Below are 23,506 nucleotides of genomic sequence, written 5' to 3'. Positions count from 1 at the left end.
CTACCGCCTACCCTCCTACTTCCTACCGCCTAAATTCCGCGAAGCGTTTGGTGAATTCGAATCCCGGCATCCAGCATGAGAATCTTTGGATTCGCATTCCGTTCGACGTATTCGGTGCATTCACTAATGATGGTGGACAGTTCGCCGACGCTTTCGGGCGGGACGAGCTGGAGTAGTTTTTTGGCCGCACTAAGCTCCTTTTCGGGCAGGCGAATCTCGCGGGCCTCGCCGACGACGGAAAGGAGCAGAAATTCACGCCAGAAGTGGAGCGCGTAGCGGAGGAAGTGTTTCTGGTTCTCGCGGCCGATCTTGGCGAAGGCATCCGTCCAGGCGACGAGTTTGCTGGCGCTTCCGGAGTAGCAGGTGCGGATCCAGTCGAGGAGGCGGTCATCGTGGCTGGCTGCGCCGGAATTAGCCAGGCTGAGGGCCAGATTGTAGTTGCCGTCGGCCAGGCGGGCGGCGGCGGTGGCCTGGTGGGGGGCAATGCCCTGGGCCCGGAGGCCGGATGCCATGCCGGTGGCGTGAGGAGCCGAGAGTTTGGTTAGTTGACAACGACTGAGGATCGTGTTGAGGATCAACTCGATTCGTTCGCTGACGAGCAAGAAGATGGTGTTCTCGGGTGGCTCTTCGATCATTTTGAGCAGCCGATTGCCTTCGTTACCGAGATATTCCGGGAGCCAGATGACCATGATCTTGTAACGCCCCTCGAAGATTTTGAGGTTGAGCTTGCGGATGATGGCGGCGCAATCGTCGCGCGAAATGTTGCCCTGTTTATTTTCGGCACCGATGCGCTGGAGCCAATCGTTGGCTTCCTGGTAAGGCGTATCCCGGAGGGCTTCGCGCCACTGGGGTAGGAAGTTATCGCTCACCATTTTGGAGCCGATGGTGGGGAAGGCGAAGTGGAGATCGGGGTGAACCGATTTACTCGTCTTCCGGCAAGCTTTGCAGGTGCCGCAGGTCGTGTCGCCGGATTCGCCTTGCCGGTTTTCGCAGAGGAGGAGATTGGCTACGGCAAGGGCGGCGGGCAGCCCGCCAGTGCCGGGCGGGGAGAGGATAATGTTGGCGTGGGGCAGTCGGTCGGCCGCCGCCATTTGGCGGAGCTGGGAGAGGGCGGGCGGTTGATGTAGTAACTCATTGAACTGCATGGCGGAAAAGGCTACTGCCCCGGCCACGAGCGCTCACTCCCGATGATCCGATCTTGATTATAAGGTTTGGAATGGGCCGTACGGCCCTTGCTTCTTACCCCTTTAACCTGGCACCCGCGACCGCGCATAATCCGCATAAGTCGTTAAAAATCAGGTGCTATGTATATCTAAACTCTCCGAAGAGAGACGTATTATTTCGGATGGCCCACGGGCCTTTATCGGAAGCGACCACCCTTAGCGGGGACCGAATCTGGAACGATAAACGATGGCCGCAAGACCAAACGTATACCGTGGTGAAGCGACGAAAAGTAAGCGGGTAAACGCCCAAAATTCATCGTTTCGTAGAGTTCCAAAGATAGCAAGAAAAAGCTGGATCGAACCGTCCGTTAAAACGGCCTAACGTGGCTTACGCCTCGTCGATGTTATCACCAATCTTCGCCGGCATATCCTGTTGGCGATCGCTGACTTGGTCGAGGTTACCCTCCTCCAACCGCTCGCTCAACCAACTACGGCAAGTCTTGAAGTCTTTGAAGACGTACTCAGTATCGACCAGGCCGGGGATGAGGTTGATCCGCTCCAGCATGTCCCGGATTTGATCGTTCATGCCGGTGAAGACGACGGCGACGTTCCGTTTCTGCAAATCCAAAATGGCATCTTCAAGGGCGTACAGTCCAGACTGGTCGATGTAGGGCACCTCGCGCATCCGAATGACCAGCACTTCTAAGTTCGGAAGTTGCCGCATAATGGCCTGAAAAGAGGAAACGAAACCGAAAAAGAGTGGCCCGTCCAGGTGCTTGATGTACACCCGGTCGCCAAGGCGTTTGATGAGGTCGCCTTCGTCCGCCCAAGGTTTCTCCTGGCTGAACTCCGTGAGTGACTCACCCCGCGCTTCGCTTTCCACGATGTCTGCTGACTTTTTCATGAACAACAACGTGGCCATCACCATCCCGACCGCCACCGCTTCGAGTAGCCCGACGAAAACCGTCAGGCCGAGCACGACGAGCATCACTGCGGCATCTCCGATCGGGACGCTGCGCAAGTGGCGCAATCCTTTGTAGTCAATGATCCCAATACCCACCGTGAGCAGAATACCGGCCAGAACGGCCTTAGGAATGTAGCTCACAACGCCACTCAACCCGAGCAAAACCGCCAGCAGGAAAACACCTGCGACAATACCGGAAATCTTCGTCTTACCCCCACTTTCGATGTTAATGACCGTTCTGAGCGTTGCCCCCGCACCCGGCAGTCCGCCGATGAAAGCCGCCCCCATGTTGCCAATACCCTGACCGATCAACTCCTGGTTGGGGTCGTGCTTAGTTTTAGTAATGTTGTCCGCTACGACGGAAGTCAGCAGCGAGTCGATCGCGCCCAACGCAGCTAACGTAGCGCCAAAATTGAGGATGATACCCAAATTGCCTAAGTCAAACAGCGCGGCAAAGAAGCTCAGCCGAATTTGCGGTAATCCACCATCCACCGCGCCGATGACGGGCACTGCCCCGGGCTCGACGAAGAAGACCGCCACCAACGTCAACACCACCAGCGCAACCAGGCTGGAAGGCACTGCCTTAGTGATGCGTTTGAAGCCGTAGATGATCATGACCGTCCCGATGCCTAACAGTAAGTTTAGCCAGTTGATGCCGCCGGGGAAAGAGAATGGGCGGGTGAGTAGTTGGAAAACGCCGACCGTTCCTTTAGACTGCCGCTGGGCGAGTTTGCCCGCACGAGTCTCGATGTCTTCAGCCGTGACGGCGGAAAAGCGGGCATTGGTTTCCTGAATGACGGTGCCATCCATAACCCCTTTAAGTACACCATCCTGCGCCTCTTCCTTGATGATGCCCTCGAGAATCTGCTCTTCGGCGATGGGCAATTTACCGGTCACCAATTCTACATCCTGAGAGGCATCGTAGCCCAGCAAAGGAAAGATCTGGGTAATGATGATGATCACCCCGATCCCGGACATGAAGCCGGACACCACCGGATAGGGAATATACTTGATGAAGCGGCCGAGCTTGATGATACCGAAGAAGACCTGGATAGCTCCGGCGATGAAGAAGGTCGCCAGGATTAATCCGATCGCCTCGTAAGCGTCCGTGACCCCCACCTCCAGCATGGCGCTGGCGATGACCGAGGCGGAAACGACGGTCATGGGAGCCGTCGGGCCGGAGACTTGGGTATTCGTGCCACCAAATAAGGCGGCCAGGATGGCGATGGCGATCGCGCCGTACAAACCGGACATGGCACCGAGGGCGGTCTGGTCACCAAATGCAAGGGCGAGGGGAAGGGCGACGATGCCGGCGGTTAGGCCACCGATGAAGTCTCCTTTTAAGTTGGAGAAATCGAATTTGAAGGGATTGGTCATGCTCGGGGGTAGATTATTTGAGCATTACCGTAGGAATAGTATGCTTGTTCGCACGAACAGGGGCGTACGCCCTACTCTACCGCCTCCAGAAACTGCATTTCGTACAATTCACGATACCGGCCACCTTCCAGTTCTACCAATTCTTCGTGCGGCCCGAGTTCCTGAATTTCACCTTTCTCCAGGACCATAATATTATCCGCGTTGCGAATCGTGCTCAGGCGGTGGGCGATGACGATGCTCGTGCGCCGGTCCATCAGTTTTTCGATGGCGTGCTGAATGACGCCTTCCGTTTCGGGGTCGACGCTGGAAGTCGCCTCGTCGAGGATGAGGATGTCGGGATCGAAGACGAGGGCGCGAACGAAGGAAATTAGTTGCCGCTGCCCCATACTCAGGGTAGCGCCGCGTTCCTGTACGTCGTAATCGTAGCTACCGGGCAACCGGTCGATAAACTCGTGTGCGCCGATGAGCTTGGACGCTTCGATAACCTGCTCCCGCGAAATGCTCGGGTCGCGGAGGGTGATATTGTCCAGTACCGTGCCGGTGAAGAGAAATACGTCCTGCAAGACCATCGCCATCTTACTGCGCAGGGCGTAAAGATCGTATTCGCGGATGTCCGTCCCGTCGACTTCAATGCTCCCCTTCTGAAATTCGTAGAAGCGGTTGATGACGTTGGTTATGGTCGTTTTTCCGGAGCCGGTGCTACCGACAATGGCCAGCGTCTCACCGACTTTAAGGTCAAAACTGATGTCCTTGAGAATCCACTCTTTAGCGACGTAAGCGAACCAGACATTTTTAAAGGATACTCGCCCTTCGATGGTTTCCGGTGCGAAGGAGCCGTTGTTTTCGATCACGTCCGTACGGTCCAGCACGGCAAAAACCCGCTCGGCGGCCACCAAACCCATCTGGAGTGTATTAAATTTATCGGCCAGCACCCGGATGGGGCGGAACAGCATCTGAATGTAGATCGGGAAAGCGATCAGGGCACCCAGCGTCACGCCCCCTTCACGGGCCACGTCCTGCGCTCCCCACCAAACCATCAATGCCAGGGAGGCGGCGGCGATAATCTCCACCACGGGGAAGAAAATGGCGTAGTACAGGATGGCATCGACGTTGGCCCCACGGTACTCTTTGTTAATCTCCGCGAATTTTTCCCGCTCGTGCTGCTCGGCGTTAAAGATCTGTACGATCCGCATGCCGGTGATCCGCTCCTGCAAAAAAGCGTTCATTTTCTGGATCTGGGTCCGGACACGCTGAAAAGACTTCTTTACCGCTTCCTTAAAGATGTAAGAAGCTAGCATCAGGAAGGGCATCGTCGTCAGGACGATCAGGGTTAATTTCCAACTGGTGTAAATCATCACCCCGAGAATACCGATGATGGACAACAGATCGGCCATGATCGTCAGTACACCCTCCGTAAAAATAGAGTTGATGGACTGAATATCGCTGATCGCCCGGGTGGTGGAAGCACCGATCGGCGTCTTATCGAAGTAGCTAAGCTTAAGGCTATTGATGTAGCGAAAGACCCGCACCCGGAAATCGCGAATGATGGACTGGCCTAACCAGTTTGAGCTGTAAATAAAGGTGTAGCGACAAAGCGCTTCCAGCACGATGATGCCGCAGAGAACGGCCGCCATGAAGGTCATACCGTCCACGTCACCCACCAGGATGTAATCATCAACGATATTCTGCACGATGAATGGCCGGGCGATCGCCAGGGGGACCAACAAAATGGCCAGCAGCACCGCACTGATCGCTACCTTTTTGTAGGGCACCGCCAGTTGCAGGACGCGGCCGAAGAGGCTGAGGTCGAATTTTTTCTTTTGGTCTTGCTCGGGCATGGTGGTAGTAACAGGTGTTTTGCGGAAAAGATGAGCATAAATTGGTGGTATTGTTTCTTTACCACAAAAGTCACAAAAACACAAAGAAAGTGCAGCTAGTAAGACAACTAACACTTGAACACAATACGGCAAAACGAACGTTGTGCTTCCACAATGCCACCATTAAGACCTCCAGTTTTTGTGGTTACGTGTTTCTGTGGCAAAAAAATAAAATTCTATGGCCAACAACGTACTCGGCACCCCACTAATCGGCTGCTGCACCGACCCCATGACCGGTTTCTACCGCGATGGCTTTTGCCACACCGGCCCTACCGACACCGGCCGCCACGTCGTCTGCGCAATCATGACGAAGGAATTTTTGACGTTCACCAAGCGCGTCGGCAATGATTTATCGACGCCACGTCCAGAGTATCAATTCCCCGGCCTTAACCCGGGAGACGGCTGGTGCCTCTGCGCCGTGCGGTGGAAGGAAGCTTATGAAGCGGGCTTCGCGCCAAAAGTGAAGTTGGAGGCTACACACGAAAATGCCCTACAGTACGTCGATTTTGAGGCGTTGCTGGAGAACAAGGTAGTCGCGGCTTAGTCGAATACTTCAAGGCCTTCAAAAAGCGGATCGAGATCGTCAAAATTCTTGTAGCCGACTTTCTCTTCGCTACTGCCCCGGACGGCAAAGCCGATCATGGATTGCTCCGCGACGACTTGCTTCGGGTCAGTATCCCCTAAGGCAATTTGCAAGAAGATGGGACGAATATGAAGTAGTTCGTGCAGTTCCGCAAGGCCGAAAGGATAACCTTCCGTAAGGTCTTTCCAAGTAATGCCACCGCTTTCAAAATCGAGAATCACGGCTTCGGCCAGTGTCTGTTCTTCAAGGTAATCTCGCAGATCATCCGCCGTTTGGTAGCCAGCCACGGGGAGTTTAACGAATAGGTTTATACCGCCATCCACTAGCTCCTTTTGCGCGGCCGCGGGTGCTGTGAAGGGGACCAAGGCAAGGTTGATGTGGTTTCCCTGCATTTCCCTAAGCATTGCACTCCCGATAGCTATCGGGACCACGCCCTCCCCTAACTCTAGCACGATCTCCGGACCGGAAATCCACTCGCGCATCGCATTCAACGTCACCCAGTCCACTCCAGCCGGACCAAGCGGAAAAGCCAGATAATTAACCTCCCAGGCGGCGAAATAGCGGGCGTCGGTCAGGTGGGTTACACCGGTGGCGATGAGTTTTGTGGCTAACATTATTGGTCTTTAGTCTAAAGTCTCTGGTCCAAGGTCCTAAGGTCTCTCATCTTTGCTCTATATTCTTTACTCCTTATCCCCAACCTCACTTCCCCGCCACCACCACCACAATTTCCCCCTTAATGGACGGCTTAGCCTCATAATGTGCCTTCAACGCCTCCAACGAATCGGTGGTAATTTCCTCGTGCAGTTTGGTGATCTCACGCGCCACGCACGCCTGCCGGTCCGCCCCGCAAAACTCGATGAGCTGCCCGAGGAGTTTGACGATCCGGTGCGGACTTTCGTAGACGGCAAAAGTGTTGGGGAGTTCCGACAAGTAGATTAGCCTTGTCTGACGGCCCTTCTTGGTCGGTAAAAATCCGTCGAAGTGGAACCGGTCGCAGGGAATCCCGCTTGCCGCCAACGCAGGCACGAATGCGGCCGGGCCTGGCAAACAGGACACCGTCACCCCCGCTTGCTGACAAGCACGTACGAGTAAGAAACCCGGATCGGAAATGCCCGGCGTCCCCGCATCAGTGATCAACGCGAAATTACCCCCCTCCCCCATCTCCGCCACCAGTTGCTCCACGATGGCGTGTTCATTGTGGGCGTGGTAGGAGCGCATGTTGGTTTCGATGCCGTAGTGCTTCATTAGCGGACGGCTGGTGCGGGTGTCTTCGGCTAGAATCAAGTCTACTTCACCCAATATTCTTAGTGAGCGTTGGGTGATGTCTTCGCGGTTGCCTATTGGGGTGGGGACTAGGTATAGCATTGAGCGCGAAGGTAGTCTTTGTACTGAGAGATAACTCCATGGTCCCCTCCCTCTTATCCCTCTCCAGAAGAGGAGAGGGAGGAGTTTTTGTCGAAGAGGGTTTTGTTTTGACTGCGTAGTTGTGAATCGACCAATAACATCAAAAATATAGCCAAATCAATAGATTCATCTACGCTGCTACCTCTTTCCGCAAAAGTATCATCCCTCCCCCTCGGGGAGGAACAGGAGGGGGAGGGTTACAGAGAGTTCAAACCATACTATCCTTCATCCAAACCCAACCGAACCGCCCGGCGCACCACCTCAACCGTACCCACGAAAGCCGCATGCCCCGCGAGGTTCTGCGCTTTATCATTAGCGACGTCCGACCCAATGGCGGGCACCAAACCGAGCATAGGTAAAGCTAGTTGCTTAGTAGTGGTCATTAGTTGATCACTACTGATTTTCTGCGCGTCGGGAATAGCCTCGATGAGCAGTCCGTAAGCACCGCCAATGAGCGCGCCCATTCCAAACTCAATAATGGTCGCGACGACTTCTTCCTGATCGTCGGTGAAAATATCACCAGCCACGTTTTCAATTCCTTCGACGGCCGCGGCACTGATGTCATCTTCTGAATGCACGGTATCCGGGGCAACCTCGCCATCGACGAGCATCTTGATCGCCACACCAACGAGGCCACCAATCACACCAGCTAAAAAGCCTTTAGCGTAATCTTTAGTGCCGAACTTAGACGTCCGGGCCATAAACTGATCGACGGAGTCGACCTTTTGGCCGGTGTATTCTTCGATCTTTTTGTCATCGAAATCATTCGTGACGGTCTTAATTGTTCCAAAAATGGTGTCGAGCAGTGATGATGCCATGGGGGTGTTATTTGTCTGATTATGTTACTTGTCGCGACTGGAAAGCACAATGGTTTCCAGCCGTTTGTAGTCCAAATTGGAACGGAGGAGCGTGGGCTCAGGTTCGCCCACCCTAGCGCTCATCTTGGCCACCGTTGAACAAGCGGTCCGACCAAAATTCTTTGCGCTTCTTACGCCGTTCGTCTTTATCCTGCTCTTTTTCTAGGTACTTGGCGATCCGCTCGGCGTATTCTCTGGGCGTTTCGTCATTGCGCTGCCGTTTTCTGGCCATCATTTCTTCGATGTCTTGACCCAGAAAATCGCCAAGAATAGCGGAGGCATTCTGCACGCCATCTTCACCGGCGAATAGGATGGGCATCTCGTCCAGATAGTCCGGGCACCGCACCAGCGCTAGCGCCATCTCGTCCATTGGGGTGAAGGCGCCGCCCTTGTAAAATTGGAGCCCCGGAGCCTGCTGCACTTTGCGCATAAAATTTCCCCAGATCGGTAGTGCCGTGGCCGTAGCCGAGCCCCGCCTTAAGGAGCGGAAGTGGACGATGGGATATTCCGCACCCACCCAGGTACTGACGACCAACTTCGGCGTGAAGCCAATAAACCAACCGTCGCTCTGGTCCTGCGTAGTGCCCGTTTTACCGGCGAGCGGGCCGGCCAGACCGTAGGTGCCCCGAAGTTTAGCGCCGGTTCCGTCGTTAACCACACCTTCCAGCAAATAAGTAGCCACGGCGGCGGTCTGGCGATCCATAACTTTTTGGGTGGCCGTCGGCCGCTTAAATTCTACGATGACCGTGCCGTCGTAAGTCGTGATCTTATCCAGAAAGTGAATGCCCGCCGGCCGCACGCCGCCGTTGGCGAAGCTGCTGTAAACCGTGTTCATTTCCGGCAAGCTAGCTTCGACCGTGCCGAGCGCCAAGCTGGGGATCGCTTCGACCTTTCCATCCACGCCCATTGCTTTCACCGCCGCCGCCACCCGGCTCAGACCGCTACGTACCGCGATGTTGACGGCTACGGTATTTACGGATTTAGAAAGACCGCCGCGCATCGAATAAACCCCGTCGTAACTCCCGTTCGCATTACCCGGATTATAGTTCTGAAACTCCGTGATGGTAAACTGCTCCGCGGGCGTGTACTCACAGGGCTGCATCCCTTCCTGCAACGCCGTCGCGTAAATCACAGGTTTGATCGTCGAGCCGACCTGCCGCCGTGCCCGTACGTGATCGTACTGCACGAAGCGGTGATCGACGCCCCCGACCCAGGCACGGACGACGCCGTCGCGCCCCTGCGTCACCAGCAAACCGGCATTCAATAGCGTGAAATAATGGCGCAAACTATCCAGCGAGCTCAGGGTCGTATCCACCGCGGCCACGTTTTGCGGGTCGTAGACGGTCATCCGGCGGGCTTGGCTCATGATCGCCTCAATGTCGGCCTCGGAAACGCCCGCGGCGGCTAAATTTTTGTAGCGGTCGCTGCGTTTCACGGCGTTCTTAAAAGCATTTTCCCACGGTAAATTCTTCTGGCCTTGCCAGTCCGCGGCGAGGCTTGCCTGGATTTTGGGCAGTTCCTCCCGGACGGCCTGCTCCGCAAACCGTTGCAGGTCGCTGTTGATGCTGACGTGGATTTTGAGACCGTCCAGGTCTACGTTGTAGGGCCGGGAGTCTGGATGTGTTTTACCGGCCAGGGCCCGCTCAACCTCCTGGCGGAGTTGCTCTCGGAAATGTGGGGCGCTGCCGACTGCTTCGTTGTAGCGGCGGTAATCAGTGACCAGATCGAGCGTGCGCAGGCTGTCGGTTTCCCCCTGGGTGAGGCTTCCATTCTTGGCCATCAACCCTAAGACCACGTCGCGTCGCTGTCGGCTTTTCACCGGGTGGGCACGGGGGCTGTAGGTCGTGTTAGCCTTTAGCAAGCCAACCAGGACGGCCGCTTCCTCGGCCTTCAAATCAACGGCGCTCTTATCGAAAAAGCGGGTAGCTGCGACTTCGATTCCGTAGGCGTTCTCCCCGAACGGGACGGTGTTGAGGTAGAGCGCCAACAGTTCTTGTTTGGTATAAACTTTTTCGAGCCGACTGGCGATCATCATTTCCCGGATCTTGGTTTTCAGGATGCTCAGGCTTCCGTTGTTCTGCCGGGGATACAGTTGTTTGGCGAGTTGTTGGCTGATGGTACTGCCGCCGCCGCTACTACTACTTCGCAGAGCGATGGAGTAAACGAGTACGCGGCCGAGAGCACGGACATCGATGCCCTGGTGCTCGAAAAAACGGCTGTCTTCGGTAGCGATCAGGGCTTTGGTGACGTACGGGGAAATCGCTTCCAGCGGTACGCTCAGCCGATTTTCCTGGTAATATTTTGCCAGGGTCACGCCGTCTTCGCTGATGATGGAGCTTGCTTCGTCGTTTTCCACCAGGGCCAGTTCGGCCAGGTCCGGCATGTTACCGTAGGCACCGCTGAGGGCGCGCAGGTAGAAAAAACTTACGGTAAGAACGATGATAAAAAGAAGGCTGCCGATGCCCATTGCGCCCAGTTTCCAGTTGTTGGTTCTTTTGACGAACCAGTAGAATTGGCGGAGGTACTTCGCCGCCAGGTTTCCGGTGGCGGTCGCGGCGGCACTTAGCCAGGCGGGGGTTTTTGAGGGCATGGGAGAGGTTGGGGTCCTGGGGTAACGATTTGGGGTGGGGAAAGATTATTTGTCTTTTGCGCGATCGCGGGCTGGCCTCCAGCTAGTCCCGTACTATGTCGGGATGCCAGGTTTATTTGGGGTGCCTCCGGCAATTTTGCTGCGCAGTACTTCGTGCACCGGAGGAGGAGAGAAGAAGCGTGAGACAATGCTTAAGGCGAGGGACAGTCAAATCAGGCTTTTGTTGATGTCCCGAACCAGGCCTGGTCCGTAGTAAACCATCCCGCTGTAGACCTGGATTAGTTTGGCGCCGGCGTTTAGCTTTTCTCGTGCTGATTCAGGGCTTTCGATGCCGCCGACACCGATGATGTCCAGGGTTTTGTCGCTCTTTTCGTAGAGGTATTTAATGACTTCGGTGGAACGGGCGCGAACGGGTGCGCCGCTCAGTCCGCCCATCCCCATGTCCGCTACGGTTTGTTTGTCGGTCGTTAGTGGCTCCCGGGCGATGGTGGTGTTGGTGGCGATGATGCCCGCAATGCCGGTGTCCTTGACGATTTCGAGGATGTCGTCGAGCTGGCCGTCGGTGAGGTCGGGGGCTATTTTTAGGAGGATGGGCTTGGCGTGGCGGAGTTGACCTAGTTTGCCTAATTCAGCGGCCTGAGTTTCCGTAGCTAGTTCTTTGTTGAGCGTCTGCAAAGTGGAAAGTAAAGCGGTGAGGGGCTCCCGATCCTGAAGGGCACGGAGGTTAGGGGTGTTTGGGGAGCTTACGTTGACGACGAAGTAATCCACCAGCGTGAAGAGTTTGCGGAAACAGATCACGTAGTCGTCCGCTGCGGATTCGTTCGGGGTAGTTTTGTTCTTGCCGATGTTGCCGCCGATGATGGTATTCCCCGGCCGGCCTTGGTTGGTAAGGCGTTCCACGAGGGCGTCGACGCCTTCGTTGTTGAAGCCCATTCGGTTGATGAGGGCGCGGTCCTGCGGCAAGCGGAATAGCCGGGGTTGGGGGTTACCGATCTGGGGGCGGGGGGTTACGGTGCCCAGTTCCAGAAAACCGAAGCCGAGACTGGCCATGTTTTTGTAGTACTTACCGTCCTTATCGAATCCGGCGGCTAGACCAACTGGATTGGGGAAGGTTAGTCCAAATACTTTACGGTGCAGCCGGTCGTCAACAAACCGGTACGTTGCCCGGAATACTTGACTCACACCCGGCGTAGAAAGCGTGGCAGCCAAACCCTGAACCGTCAGCTGGTGCGCTTTTTCGGGTTCCATCTTGAACAGGACGGGTTTGAGGAGCTGGTACATGGCGGGCGGTATTTGTTGGCAAAGATAATTGGATTCGTTAGGGTGGTGTAGCGTAAAGAAAGCCCGGACGCTCGGGGGATCCTTTCAGGAATTCCGCTACGCGCCTTCCTGAAAGCGACGCCCCGATGACCTAACGTCATCTCAAGTACTCATATTTACAGGATCTCGAAGCGTCTCCCGTAGCGCAGCGTAGGGAGTCCTCCGAGCGTCCGGATGGTCCGCCCAGTCGTTTAAAGTAGCTCCAACTCCTCCTCCCACCAACCTTGCACTCCCGACAGCTATCGGGACCGCGCCAACTTATCCTATGAACCCAACGAGACATGCTCTTTCAGTAAGGCAGCCACTTGCGTAGCCGCTAACTTAGCGGCCAGCGGAATACCGGGCGAGTTCGTGATGAAAACGGGGTGATCGTCCGCATCCTCCGGAATCCTGCCGTGAGAACCCCGGACCAGCGTCGCATCGAGGGGGATCACGTCCATAACGGTTCTAAACCCCATCTTTTTCCGCATCAGTTTACTAACGATTTTTGGTACGATCAGTTTGTCATTTGGGTCAACGAACATCTCTACCGGATCGAAGCCGGGCTTCTTGTGAATATCGACCATCCGGGCGTAATCCGGTGCCTTTGCGTCGTCGAGCCAGAAGTAATAAGTGAACCAGAAATTTTCGTCGGCTACCACCACGATATCGCCACTGCGTTCGTGGTCGAGCCCAGCGTCCGCCAGTTCCGCTCCGGTCAGTACCCGTTCCACGCCCGGCGTAGCGGTCAGTAACTTTATGACGGACTCCTGTAGCGCAGGATTTTTCAAGTAGATATGGGCAATTTGGTGGTCGGCTACGGCGAATACTTCACTCGCTCCGGCGTCCAGCAACTCCAGACCTCGTTCGATGCGGATTTCAAGATAACCTTGTTCCCGAAATAGTCTATTCAGGTGGATCGGCTGCTGCACGTCCGTAATACCGTACTCGGAAAGCAGGATGATGTGGGCATCCTGTGCGCTATAATAGTCGATCAGTTTACCGACGACGGTGTCTATCTCTCCCAAATCATCGCTGATCTTGTCGAAGTTTAGGCCGTGGCGCTGCAAGTTGTAATCCAGGTGGGGCAGGTAGATGAGGCACAGCGTCGGGTCGTGCAACTCGTCCGTGCGGATGGCGGCGTTGGCGATCCAGGCGGATGATTTGATCGACGTTTTGGGGCCCCAGAAGTTGAATAGTGGGAAGGTACCTAACTCATTTTGCAGGGTATCCCGCAGGGCGGCGGGGCTGGCGTAGATGTCGGGAATTTTGCGGCCGTCGGCCAGGTAGTTGGGCCGGGGGGTGACGGAGTAGTCGACCGTAGAGTACATATTGTACCACCAGAACATGTTAGCGCAGGTGAACCCCGGAAGGTCCCGCTTCAGCTCGTCCCAAATCTTTTCTCCCTGAACGAGCTTATTCGATTGTCGCCAGAATTTTACCTCACATTCTTCCTTGAAATACCAGCCATTCCCCACGATCCCGTGCTCGGACGGTAATTTACCAGTCAGGTAAGTCGATTGGGCCGTACACGTCACGGCGGGTAGTACGGGCGTGATGGTCGCGCTCCGCCCGGCCCGCTGAAATTGAGCGATGCGGGGTGTTTTCGTTCCGATCAGGCGCTGCGTCAGGCCTACTACATTGATCACTACCGTCTTTTTCATTGCGCGTACAGTTTTCTTCGAAACCAGTTTATTTCCCGTATGATGGACCCCGTCAGTTCTTTCTTCAATTCCCCCGGCAATACATCCCAGGTATAAGTTTCTATTTCCAGGTGATTCGTCAGGTCGTTCTTTTTGAGGTAGTCAATGACTTTGAGAATTTGATCCTGCGTAGAATCGAGCGCTCCGAATTTTTCGACGAAGATCGGCACGTGGAAATGCGCCCTCAGCTCCGTGAAATTTGGCTTTGTGGCGAGCAAATCTGGTAAGTCCCGGTAGGTCTTCACTCCGTCTTGTGTCTTCTCCGTCACTTGGTGTAAATAGGTGGGTTCGACGAACTGATTCAGGTCACTCCAGATCGCTGCTTCGTGCTGGTCGCTGGCTAGTATTTTCAGTGCGGCACTTACCTGGATTTTACCAATACGGATACCCGCCCGTTCGAGCTTGGCGAAAGTTTCCACAGGCTCTTCGTAAGCCAGGGAAAAGTGGCATACGTCGTAGCAAATGTTGATGTGCTTGAGGATTTTTTCCTGCGCAGCTTCGTCGGTTAACTCAAGCTCACGAACCAGGACCGGCGTGGCGATTGGAAGTAAATACTCGGTAAAGAAGTGGACGACTTCGTCGCTATTCTCCAGCATGCCATCGGGCTCCGGCTCGATGTCCAAGTGCAGGTGTTTGCCAGAGGTGCTTGCGAGGCGGACGAGATGAACAACCAAGTCAGCAAGTTGCTTGGCAGCGATTTCAAATGTTTTTCCGGTTTTTCTAGGTGTATCGTGCCAGTGCCGGTAACTGATGGGGCAGGTGGAGATGCCACCGTCTACGCCATCGGGCAGCAATTGGGCTAGTTGGTAGAAAAGCCGCTTGGTATGCGTCAGCCGGGCGTCCGTCGTCCAGTCGGGTGAATACACATCGTCCTTGACACGCTGGCCGTGGAAGGCACCGTACGGAAAGCCGTTCATGGTGAATACATAGAGGCCGTTTTCTCGTAACCAGGAGGTAAACGTTGTAAGGCGATCACCTTGCGCCAGCTCCTCACTCGCTTGGTTAGAAAGCCATAACCCCAGGCCGAAGGGTTGGTCCGGACACACCCGTGCTTTTATCGCGGGGGCGTAGGTTTTTAGGTTTGCAAAGGTGGTAGCCCAATCCGAACCGGGGTGAACGTTCGTACAGTAGGTCAGGTGTTTGCCGTCGGTCATTCTCATTGACCGCTGTTTTGGTACTGCTTTTGAGTTGCTGGCCGCATCGAGAGTAAGTTGCTTTTAGATAAGACAAAATCTTCAACCCCGACGGTAGCCTTCGTCGGAAATTGGGCAAGGTATTGTTTGGGAAGTAGTTAGGTGACGGCAAAGATCCGCGATAAAAATTTGGAAAGGCCAAGCAAGCACAAAACCACCAAACCGTAGGCCCAGGAAGCGTAGCTCGTCGTGATGACCGCATCCATTACGATCAGAGATTGCACCCCGGCCATGACTGCAGCCTTAATGTTCGCCGGGGAGTTGTTCCGGTACGCTTCCGCCAGCGGGCGAAAGATCAACATCCCAAACGTAGCCAGGAAAAGTAGCGAGCCCCACACTTCCCCACCCCTGGCCAGCGTAGCCACCAACAACGCAACCAACACGGTGGCGTACAGACCACCAGCCAGCGCGATGTGCCGCTTATTGTCCCCGTGTACTTCGCCCCGGCTAATCAACGTAATGGCGTAGATGTAGACGACCGGAATGAGCACGAGCCAGTAATTGACGAGCACCCCGGTTACGGATATCCCCAGTAGTAAATTCAGCCCTCGACAAATCCCCATATTTACCGGCGACCACCTAGCGTACTGGTTGGATACGGCATCGTACAACACAACCGCCACCGCTAAGACGACGCTGATAAGGCCACTAAGCGGGCCGACGGCAAAAGCCAATAAAACCCCAAAGAACAAGGCCATACACCCGTAAATCGCCGCGAACTCTACCGGAACCACACCACTCGGGATAGGCCGCTCGGGCCGCTCTAGCTTATCCACTTCGTGATCGAATACGTCGTTCAAGATCACGCCGCCAGCGTACAGGCAAACCGACGACAGCGCCAAACAAAGCACGTCCACCGCCCAGATCGACCGCAGGAAATCAATCGGGTTAACTCCGGAGAATACGCCCGCAATAGCCGCCCCCGCCAGAATATCCGCCGCCGCGGTTGGTAGATTAGCCGGTCGCGCCAGTTGTGCGTAAGCAAGTAGTTTCTTATTCATCAGACGATTTGGTCGGCGTCGACGCGGGGCTCCTGTCCGCGCAGTACGCTGTTGTCGTTGTAGAGTTGGGCCTGATTAACGCCACCGGGCTTAAGCCAATGCTCCTCTTTCATCTTACCGTTTTTACCGAAGGCGTCGAGTGCGTTTTGGTAGCAGGTCTTTACGACGTCCGCCCGGTCGATACCGCGTTTAAGCATCAGGGCGGCTGTTTTGGGGACGGCCAGCGGGTCGCTCACCCCCCAGTCCGCCGAGCTGTCGACGATGATGTTGGTGCTGCCGTACTGCCGGACGACCTCCACCATCCGCTCGTTGCCCATCTTGGTTTTCGGGTAGATCGTGAAGGCGGCGATGAAGCCCCGGTCGAGGACGTCCCGCACGGTTTCCTCGTTGTTGTGGTCGATGACGACGTTGGCCGGGTCGAGCCCGTGCTCCAGGCAAACGTCCATGCTCCGTAGGGTGCCGGCTTTCTTATCCCGGTGCGGGGTGTGTACCTGCACCATCATGTCGAGTTCCTTCGCCAGGTCCAGTTGCATCCGAAAATACTTGTCTTCGGCCGGCGTCTGGTCGTCGTAACCGATCTCGCCGATGGCCACGACGTTCTCTTTATGGACGTAAAGCGGCAACAAGTCGATGACCTGCTCGGCGAGGGCTTCGTTGTTGGCTTCCTTGGAATTGAGGCCGATCGTACAGTAATGCTTGATCCCGAATTGACTCGCCCGGAAAGGCTCCCAACCGACGAGGCTGGAGAAATAGTCCTGAAAAGATCCGACGCGCGTACGCGGCTGCCCCAACCAGAAGGAAGGCTCGATTATGGCAACGACGCCCGCCGCGGCCATCGCCTGGTAATCATCCGTCGTGCGGGAAGTCATGTGGACGTGGGGGTCGATGATCATCATTTTGTCGGTCATGTTTTTGCTTTTAGGGTTTTCCAGGTGAGGGCTCCGCTGGTGAGTTGGTCGCTAAGCTCCGGGTTATTTTTCAGTGATTCTTTGGCTTGGTCCGAACCAGAATGAAAGCAGCACAGCGCGCCAGCTCTTCTTTCCGTAGGGTCTTCACTCGTTAATAAACGACGCACGTCATTTAGCCGAGCTGCGTCAACAAAATTCGTAACCGGTCGCCAGAACAGCGGGTCTACCGTCCGGCCAGCCGCCCAGCGTTCGTGTGCGAAGTCCGAAACGATCCGGGCCAGTTTCTCGTTTGCCCGCTCTTCGACGCGCAGGATACGGGACAAATCGAGCTGCATGAAGGCGGCCTTGAGGTATAGCTGGTTCCACTGCTCGTCGTTGAAGTGGTCGGCGGGGTACGGGTTATCCAGTGAGATGGCTTCGAATACCGTAGTGATGTTCGTCCTGAGGGCTTCCACCGCAGTGGCGGAAAAGGTTGCCGGGTTTGGCAGCAGTGACAGGAAGCGTAGCAAGGTCACCAACTCGCTGGTGTCGGACACCTCGATTAGGTTAGCGACTTTGGGCTGAAAGAACTCGTCGTTGGCCCGGAGCACGGTGGACAGCAGGTAAATTCTGGCGACTTCCAAAGGGGTTGCGAGCTGGGTTTTTAGGTACTCGGTGGCGTTTCCTGAACCCGAAAACACTGCCCCCCGCTCCCCACCTATTTTGTTGGCCAGTAGACTGTAAGTCAGGTACAATTCCCGAACTGATTCCTGGCCAATAATCGACTCAATTTTAGCTCGAAACCAAGCTAAGAACGCTTCGTCCGTTGAGTCAACCAGGATAGTTTCCAGGCTCGCGAAATTGTCTTTTACGGTCATGTCCGCTTTTAAGTTAATTACCCTAATTATCGGCAAAGCCCCAACCACTTAGTGGTGAGCGTAGGAATAATTGAGTTGGGCCGCCGGGGCTGTTCTGACAGGTGGTGTGAGAAATTGGAAAGAAGGAAGTCAAACAAACATAATTATTTTGCGCAGACTATTAGCATTTTCAGCAGGATAACTTGCTAAGACTGAGTAAGGTTTATCTACCTACGCGGTCTGCCTCACCCACGCTGCTTCTACGGGTTTAATTGGGCACCCGCGACCGCGCATACTGAATCTGATTGGGAATAGGACGAAGCAGACCTACACAAAACACTAGCATTAATTTAGTTCGACGGCCGCAGCAAAGCCGCGTAACGCTGCGAATCGTTGAGCACGGCAATCGCTTCCTGCACCTCCCGGTCATTACGTAAGCCCATCTGCACCTGCCCGCGCTGGTAGTAATAGCGCCCGGCAATCTCCTTTTCGATGATGTTGATGATCTCGGCTTTGTACTGTTGGATGGCGGCGAGTTGCTCGCGGTCGACCTGCTCCTGAATGGCGTTCAACTGACTCGTGATCTCGTAACCTTCGATTTCCGCTTCGGCCATTGCCCTTTCCAGTGCTTTCTCGGCCTTGGAGTCATATTCGAAATCACCCCGCTGGAGAAATGTCTCGAACGCCGCCCACTCCTGGAAACGAAAATTCGCCACGGAATCAATCGTTTCGTGCTTAGTTACCCACTCGTTGACGAAGTTGAAAATCACGTGATTATCGAGCAAGCCCTGCGTGATGGCTTTCCCTCCAAGGACGGGTAATTTAATGTCCGGTGCCACGCCGCCACCGTCGAGCACCTCCCGCCCGGCGCGGGTTTTGAACACGGCCCGCTGGGCGTCGGGGATGTCGACCGGCTTACCGTCGACGTACTCGATCGCCTGGATGCAGCGCAGGCTCGGGATGTAATATTTCGCCGTCGTGATCTTGACGCGGCTGCCGTAGCCCGTCTCCATAATGTTCTGCACGAGGCCTTTGCCGTAGCTCCGCTGGCCGATCAGGACGCCGCGGTCGAGGTCCTGTAACGCACCACTAACGATCTCGGAGGCGGAAGCGGAACGGTCATTGATGAGCACCGCGACGGGCAGTTCGAGGTCGAGCGGGTTGCCCTTGGTTTTGTAGGTTCGGTCCCACTCGCGGACTTTGCCTTTGGTCGTCACGATCAGTTCGTCTTTCGGCACGAAGATGTTGACGATGTCCACCGCCTCGTTCAGCAGACCGCCGCCGTTACCGCGTAGGTCGATCACCACGCCGGCCAGGTTAGGGTTTTCGGCGCGCAGGGCGGAGACGGCGTCGCGCACGTTCTTGCCGGCCTCGCGGGTGAACGTCGTCAGGGCCACGTAGCCGACGTTATCGGCCAGCATCCCGGAATAGGGCACGTTGGGGATGGTCACGTCGCCCCGGATCAATTCCAGGTTTTTCTGCCCGACGCCGGGTCGGTCGACGGTCAGTTCCATCGTCGTGCCGGGGAAGCCGCGCATGATCTCTTCGAGTTGTTCGCGGTTGTAGCCGTCGGTGTCGCGGCCGTCGACGGTGAGGAGGCGGTCGCCGGTTTTGATGCCAGCTTGGTCGGCGGGCTGGTCTTTGAACAGCGTCAGGATGGTCGGTTGGCCGTCAATGTATTCGATGTCGGCGCCGATGCCCTGGTATTTTCCGGCCTGGTTAAGGCGGGCGAGTTCGACGTCGGTTTCGGAGATGTAGTTCGTGTAGGGGTCGAGAGATTTGACCATCGCCTCGATGCCGGTGCGCATCAGTTTGTTGGGTTCGATGTCGTCGACGTAGTACTGATTCACTTCCTTATATACGTTCGTGTACACCTCGATCGCCTTCATGATTTCGAAGAACTTATCGTTGGCGGGGGCTACGGTGGCGGCGGTTAGGCTGACGAGGGCGATGACGGCGGCTAGGCCGGCCATTAGTTTCTTGGGTAGGGACATGGTGGGGGAACGTTTTTGCCGGGGGAAAGATTATTTGTGTGGGGCTACAGAAGCCTAGCATTGGTTGGCGCGGACGCAGGTGCCAGGGCAGGGGAAAAAGCAATGCTTACGGGGTCAATTCCGTAACAGCCGTGTTTCTACTAAATTTGTTACCAACACTCCCATGCCCATGCAACTAAAAGTCCACCAGATAACCCTCCCCCTAGCCAGCCCTTTCCGCATCGCCCACGAAACCCGCACCCACCAGCCCACCCTGATCGTGGAGCTGATTGACGGGGCGGGCCGTTCCGGGTTCGGGGAGGCTGCGATGACGCGGTATTATGGTCTGGACTCGGAGACCTGCACCGCCATTCTTAAAAACTTGGCTCCTGCGCTCGCGCCCCATAATTATTTACCCCCCGGAGAACTACACGTCGTATTAGACACACTAGCTCCGCAACTCCACCCCTTCCTCCGCTGCGCCCTTGACGTCGCCACCCACGACCTCTGGGGCAAGCGCGAAAACAAACGCATCGGTGAACACTGGGACCAACCTAAGCGCCAAACCGCCACCTGCTACACCATCGGCATGGCCCCGATTGAGGAAATGACCGCCAAACTCCGCGCCTTCCCCTGGCCCGTCTACAAGATCAAACTCGGCGGTGGTGGAGATGACCTGGCGATCATTCGCGCCTTACGAGCGGAAACCGACGCGCCGTTTTACGTAGACGCCAACACCGGCTGGACGGCCGCGCAAACCATCGATTATTCCCACGAACTGAAGCGCCTCGGCGTAGTGTTCATCGAGCAACCCCTCCCGGTCACCGACGAGGTTGGCCAAGCCCGCGTCAAAGCCGCAAGCGCCCTGCCAATCATCGCCGACGAAAGCTGCCAGACCCTCGCGGACGTAGAAAAATGCGCGGAACTTTTCCACGGCATCAACATCAAGATCGTCAAGTGCGGCGGCCTCCTCCCCGCCCGGCAAATGATCGCGCGGGCGCGGAAGCTGGGCTTGTCCATGATGGCCGGCTGCATGACCGAATCCAGCTTCGGCATCAGCGCCATCGCCCAACTCCTCCCGGAGCTGGATTACGCGGATATGGACGGGGCGATGCTGCTGGCGGAAGACCCGGGGGAGGGGGTTACGTTTGATTCTAGGACGGGGTTTGCTGTTTGGCCGGAGGGGAATGGGACTGGAGCTAGGTTTAGGCGGTAGGCGGTAGGCGGTAGGCGATTTCGTGATAAAATGGTTTTGATTAGAATTTGGGCGATGCTTTAGCGTAAATAAAGTAATGAGTAGGGGAATTTCTACCGCCTACCTGCCTACCGCCTAAAAACTACCGCCTACCAGCCTACCTTCGCAACATGCGCCAAGGCCTAATCTCCCGCCTCCTCAACGCCCTCAACATCCGCTCCACTACCCTGGACTTGCGGACGGCCGTGCTGTTGATCGTCGGGATGACGGGCTTAATTACCGTCGGCTTGGTGGTACTTGAAGACTACGGCTTCATTGACGCCTTTTATACCGCCGCCATCACCATTTCCACGGTAGGTTTCGGGGAGGTGGCGCCGCTTTCTCAGGGCGGGCGGGTGTTCATGTCGGTGATGATTATCTTCAACGTGGGCATTGTCGCTTACGCACTAGCCGCCTTTTCTTACTACGTCATCGAGGGAAAATTATTCGAGCAAATGGACCACAACCGCCGCAAAGCCCGCGTCAACGCCCTGAGTGGCCACACGATCCTTTGCGGCTTTGGCCGCTACGGCAAGGAGATCGCCCGCCACCTGATCGAGCACGGCAAAGAATTCGTGATTATCGACGAGAAAGAGCGTAAGGTCGTCGACCCGGAATTCGAAGAATTCGACCTCATCTACATCATCGGCGACGCGACCCACGACGAGATTCTCGAAGAAGCCGGCCTCAGCCGCGCCTCCGGCCTCATCACCGCGCTGGACGATGATTCCGACAACCTGTTCATCGTCCTTTCCGCCAAAGACCTTAATCCGAACGCACGCATCATCAGCCGTTCACAGACGGCGCGCAGCCGGCAGAAAATGATGAAGGCCGGTGCCAGCCACGTCATCATGCCCGAGCAGATCGGTGGTTTTTTTATGGCGACGCTCATCTCCAAACCCGGCGCGGTCGAATTCTTCAGCTACGTCACCAACGAGATGGATAGCGACATCGGCTTCGAGGAAATCCTCTACAAACAGCTCCCCGCTAAGCTCCGCGGGCTTCCCATCATGGAGTTGGGCCTGCGCAATAACAGCGGCGTCAACATCATTGGCCACCGCAAGGGCAACGGGCGCTACGTCGTCAACCCCGGGCCGGACGCGAGCCTGGCGGCGGGGGAAAGCTTTATCGTGGTGGGCAGTCAGCCACAGATTTTGGCGCTGCGGGAGTATTTGGATATTTGAGGGGGTAGTTATGCACGGGTGCGGGATGCCAGGTTTAAACGGCGAGCGCCTTATTGGTCACCGTGACCGCCGCCCCGAGCCGATCTTTAATAATCATTGACCCATCCGCAAAGATCCTTGTTCCCCGACCTCACCTACCACCCAAACAATGACCGACCGTCTAAAAGCCACCCTCCGCTACTGCCTGATCCTCTTCCTGGTCATCGTTCCGATCTACTTCCTCGTCTACCGATTTTTCTGGCCGGAGATCGCGCGGCAGGAAGCCATCTATACGGCCCTGATGTACGGAGGCATCAACGTGATGTTCCTAGGTAGTCTGCATTATTTTCGGAACCACGTGCGGGAGGAGCGGGACTCTGATAAGTAGGTACGGTACTAGCGGGAGAGGGGTGAGAAGGCATAAACCCTGCTTCCGTGCCATCACCCTGCACCGGCGCGACGCGACAGCTAGTCCCGATTCAATCGTGGAACCGCGCCCTCCCGATCACCAAAACGAATCTGCGCAGCGGAAGAGCAAAGACGGCGGCAGCAAATCAAATATCGAGATTCGCATATCGCATATCGCATATCACCTTAACTTTGTCCGAGCAAAAACAACCCCCATGAAATTCGGCGTAATCCAATTCCCCGGCAGCAACTGTGACGACGACATGGTCCACGTCCTCAAAGAAGTGATGGGCCAGGACACCGTCAAGCTCTGGCACAAAGACAAAGAACTGCCTGGCTTCACGACCGAAGATTGCCTCATCGTCCCCGGCGGCTTCAGCTACGGTGACTACGTCCGCGCCGGTGCCGTCGCACGCTTCAGCCCGATCATGGCGGCGGTAAAAGAATTCGCGGCCAAGGGTGGATACGTCTTCGGCATCTGCAACGGTTTCCAAATCCTCTGCGAAGCCGGCCTCCTGCCCGGTGCCCTACTTCGCAACCAGGAGCAGAAATTCATCTCCAAGAACGTCTTCCTCCGCGTCGAAACGAGCAACTCCGCCATCACCAGCAAACTGGACGTAGGCCAGATTCTCAAAATCCCCGTCGCCCACGCCGAAGGTCGCTACTACGCTGACAAAGAAACGATCGTCGACCTGATCGCCAACGAGCAAGTCCTTTTTCACTACGCCGAGCCCACCGGCGAGCTCACCGACGCGGCTAATATGAACGGCAGCACCCAGGCCATCGCCGGCATCTGCAACAAGGAGCGCAACGTTTTCGGCATGATGCCCCACCCGGAGCGCGCCGCCGAAGCACTACTCGGGAATACGGATGGCTACGCCATTTTTGATAGTTTGGTGAATAGTGTTGTGGTGGCTTAGAGAAGCAGCTCCTTTACTTTCACCAGTCCATTATATTAATATTAAGAAATAGG

Annotated in this window: 19 protein-coding genes; 5 read left to right on the top strand and 14 right to left on the bottom strand. The window is 55.8% G+C overall.

The window, feature by feature from the left end; translation table 11 throughout:
• Positions 1-29: 29 nt before the first annotated feature.
• The 3 genes from GGR27_RS17125 to GGR27_RS17115 form a co-directional block, all read right to left on the bottom strand.
• Positions 30-1,145, bottom strand: coding sequence for a DNA polymerase III subunit (locus tag GGR27_RS17125; protein WP_168039597.1), 1,116 nt, complete (start codon positions 1,143-1,145; stop codon positions 30-32).
• A 406-nt stretch (positions 1,146-1,551) separates the two neighbouring features.
• Complete coding sequence (locus tag GGR27_RS17120) at positions 1,552-3,504, bottom strand: SulP family inorganic anion transporter (RefSeq protein ID WP_168039595.1); 1,953 nt, start codon at positions 3,502-3,504, stop codon at positions 1,552-1,554.
• 71 nt (positions 3,505-3,575) lie between these two features.
• Positions 3,576-5,342 carry an ABC transporter ATP-binding protein gene (locus tag GGR27_RS17115; RefSeq protein WP_168039593.1) on the bottom strand — a complete coding sequence of 589 codons (1,767 nt, stop codon included), beginning with the start codon at positions 5,340-5,342 and terminating at the stop codon, positions 3,576-3,578.
• A gap of 217 nt (positions 5,343-5,559) precedes the next feature.
• Between GGR27_RS17115 and GGR27_RS17110 the strand changes: the two genes are divergently transcribed.
• Positions 5,560-5,925, top strand: coding sequence for a DUF2237 family protein (locus GGR27_RS17110; protein WP_168039591.1), 366 nt, complete (start codon positions 5,560-5,562; stop codon positions 5,923-5,925).
• Here GGR27_RS17110 and GGR27_RS17105 read toward each other — a convergent pair.
• The 11 genes from GGR27_RS17105 to GGR27_RS17055 form a co-directional block, all read right to left on the bottom strand.
• The gene (locus tag GGR27_RS17105; protein ID WP_168039589.1) at positions 5,922-6,578 is read right to left on the bottom strand and encodes a hypothetical protein; all 657 of its coding nucleotides are present in this window, start codon (positions 6,576-6,578) and stop codon (positions 5,922-5,924) included. The genes GGR27_RS17110 and GGR27_RS17105 overlap by 4 nt on opposite strands.
• An 85-nt stretch (positions 6,579-6,663) precedes the next feature.
• Positions 6,664-7,329 carry a 16S rRNA (cytidine(1402)-2'-O)-methyltransferase gene (gene rsmI, locus GGR27_RS17100; protein ID WP_168039587.1) on the bottom strand — a complete coding sequence of 222 codons (666 nt, stop codon included), beginning with the start codon at positions 7,327-7,329 and terminating at the stop codon, positions 6,664-6,666.
• Positions 7,330-7,586: 257 nt separating this feature from the next.
• The gene (locus GGR27_RS17095; protein ID WP_168039585.1) at positions 7,587-8,186 is read right to left on the bottom strand and encodes a DUF1440 domain-containing protein; all 600 of its coding nucleotides are present in this window, start codon (positions 8,184-8,186) and stop codon (positions 7,587-7,589) included.
• Between the two features lie 112 nt (positions 8,187-8,298).
• Entirely contained in the window at positions 8,299-10,815 is a 2,517-nt protein-coding gene (locus tag GGR27_RS17090) for a transglycosylase domain-containing protein (protein WP_168039583.1), read from the bottom strand.
• Positions 10,816-11,022: 207 nt separating this feature from the next.
• Positions 11,023-12,096 carry a quinone-dependent dihydroorotate dehydrogenase gene (locus GGR27_RS17085; protein ID WP_168039581.1) on the bottom strand — a complete coding sequence of 358 codons (1,074 nt, stop codon included), beginning with the start codon at positions 12,094-12,096 and terminating at the stop codon, positions 11,023-11,025.
• A gap of 302 nt (positions 12,097-12,398) precedes the next feature.
• Positions 12,399-13,778 (bottom strand): alkaline phosphatase family protein, encoded by a 1,380-nt coding sequence (locus GGR27_RS17080; RefSeq protein ID WP_168039579.1) that lies wholly within the window; start codon positions 13,776-13,778, stop codon positions 12,399-12,401.
• Entirely contained in the window at positions 13,775-14,977 is a 1,203-nt protein-coding gene (gene eboE, locus GGR27_RS17075; RefSeq protein ID WP_168039577.1) for a metabolite traffic protein EboE, read from the bottom strand. Before eboE ends, GGR27_RS17080 begins: the two co-directional genes overlap by 4 nt.
• A 131-nt stretch (positions 14,978-15,108) precedes the next feature.
• The gene (gene eboC / locus GGR27_RS17070) at positions 15,109-16,011 is read right to left on the bottom strand and encodes a UbiA-like protein EboC (protein ID WP_168039575.1); all 903 of its coding nucleotides are present in this window, start codon (positions 16,009-16,011) and stop codon (positions 15,109-15,111) included.
• Positions 16,011-16,919 (bottom strand): TatD family hydrolase, encoded by a 909-nt coding sequence (locus GGR27_RS17065; protein WP_168039573.1) that lies wholly within the window; start codon positions 16,917-16,919, stop codon positions 16,011-16,013. The genes eboC and GGR27_RS17065 overlap by 1 nt, the downstream gene beginning before the upstream one ends.
• Positions 16,916-17,776, bottom strand: coding sequence for an EboA domain-containing protein (locus GGR27_RS17060; RefSeq protein ID WP_168039571.1), 861 nt, complete (start codon positions 17,774-17,776; stop codon positions 16,916-16,918). Before GGR27_RS17060 ends, GGR27_RS17065 begins: the two co-directional genes overlap by 4 nt.
• 329 nt (positions 17,777-18,105) lie before the next feature.
• Positions 18,106-19,749, bottom strand: coding sequence for a S41 family peptidase (locus GGR27_RS17055; protein ID WP_245184730.1), 1,644 nt, complete (start codon positions 19,747-19,749; stop codon positions 18,106-18,108).
• Between the two features lie 163 nt (positions 19,750-19,912).
• On the opposite strand from GGR27_RS17055, the gene GGR27_RS17050 reads away from it, so the two are divergent.
• The 4 genes from GGR27_RS17050 to purQ all read left to right on the top strand — a co-directional run bounded on the left by GGR27_RS17050 (position 19,913) and on the right by purQ (position 23,453).
• Positions 19,913-20,944 carry a dipeptide epimerase gene (locus GGR27_RS17050; RefSeq protein WP_245184729.1) on the top strand — a complete coding sequence of 344 codons (1,032 nt, stop codon included), beginning with the start codon at positions 19,913-19,915 and terminating at the stop codon, positions 20,942-20,944.
• 149 nt (positions 20,945-21,093) lie between these two features.
• Positions 21,094-22,146: a potassium channel family protein gene (locus GGR27_RS17045; protein WP_168039569.1), complete on the top strand. Its 1,053-nt coding sequence runs from the start codon at positions 21,094-21,096 to the stop codon at positions 22,144-22,146.
• 148 nt (positions 22,147-22,294) lie between these two features.
• Entirely contained in the window at positions 22,295-22,513 is a 219-nt protein-coding gene (locus tag GGR27_RS17040) for a hypothetical protein (protein WP_168039567.1), read from the top strand.
• Between the two features lie 235 nt (positions 22,514-22,748).
• The gene (gene purQ / locus GGR27_RS17035; protein WP_168039565.1) at positions 22,749-23,453 is read left to right on the top strand and encodes a phosphoribosylformylglycinamidine synthase subunit PurQ; all 705 of its coding nucleotides are present in this window, start codon (positions 22,749-22,751) and stop codon (positions 23,451-23,453) included.
• Positions 23,454-23,506: the final 53 nt, after the last annotated feature.

Origin of the sequence: Neolewinella antarctica (assembly GCF_011927835.1) — a bacterium.
GTDB lineage: Bacteria > Bacteroidota > Bacteroidia > Chitinophagales > Saprospiraceae > Neolewinella > Neolewinella antarctica.
Note: the sequence above shows the minus strand (reverse complement) of the source record. Positions and strands in the feature narration are given on the sequence as shown.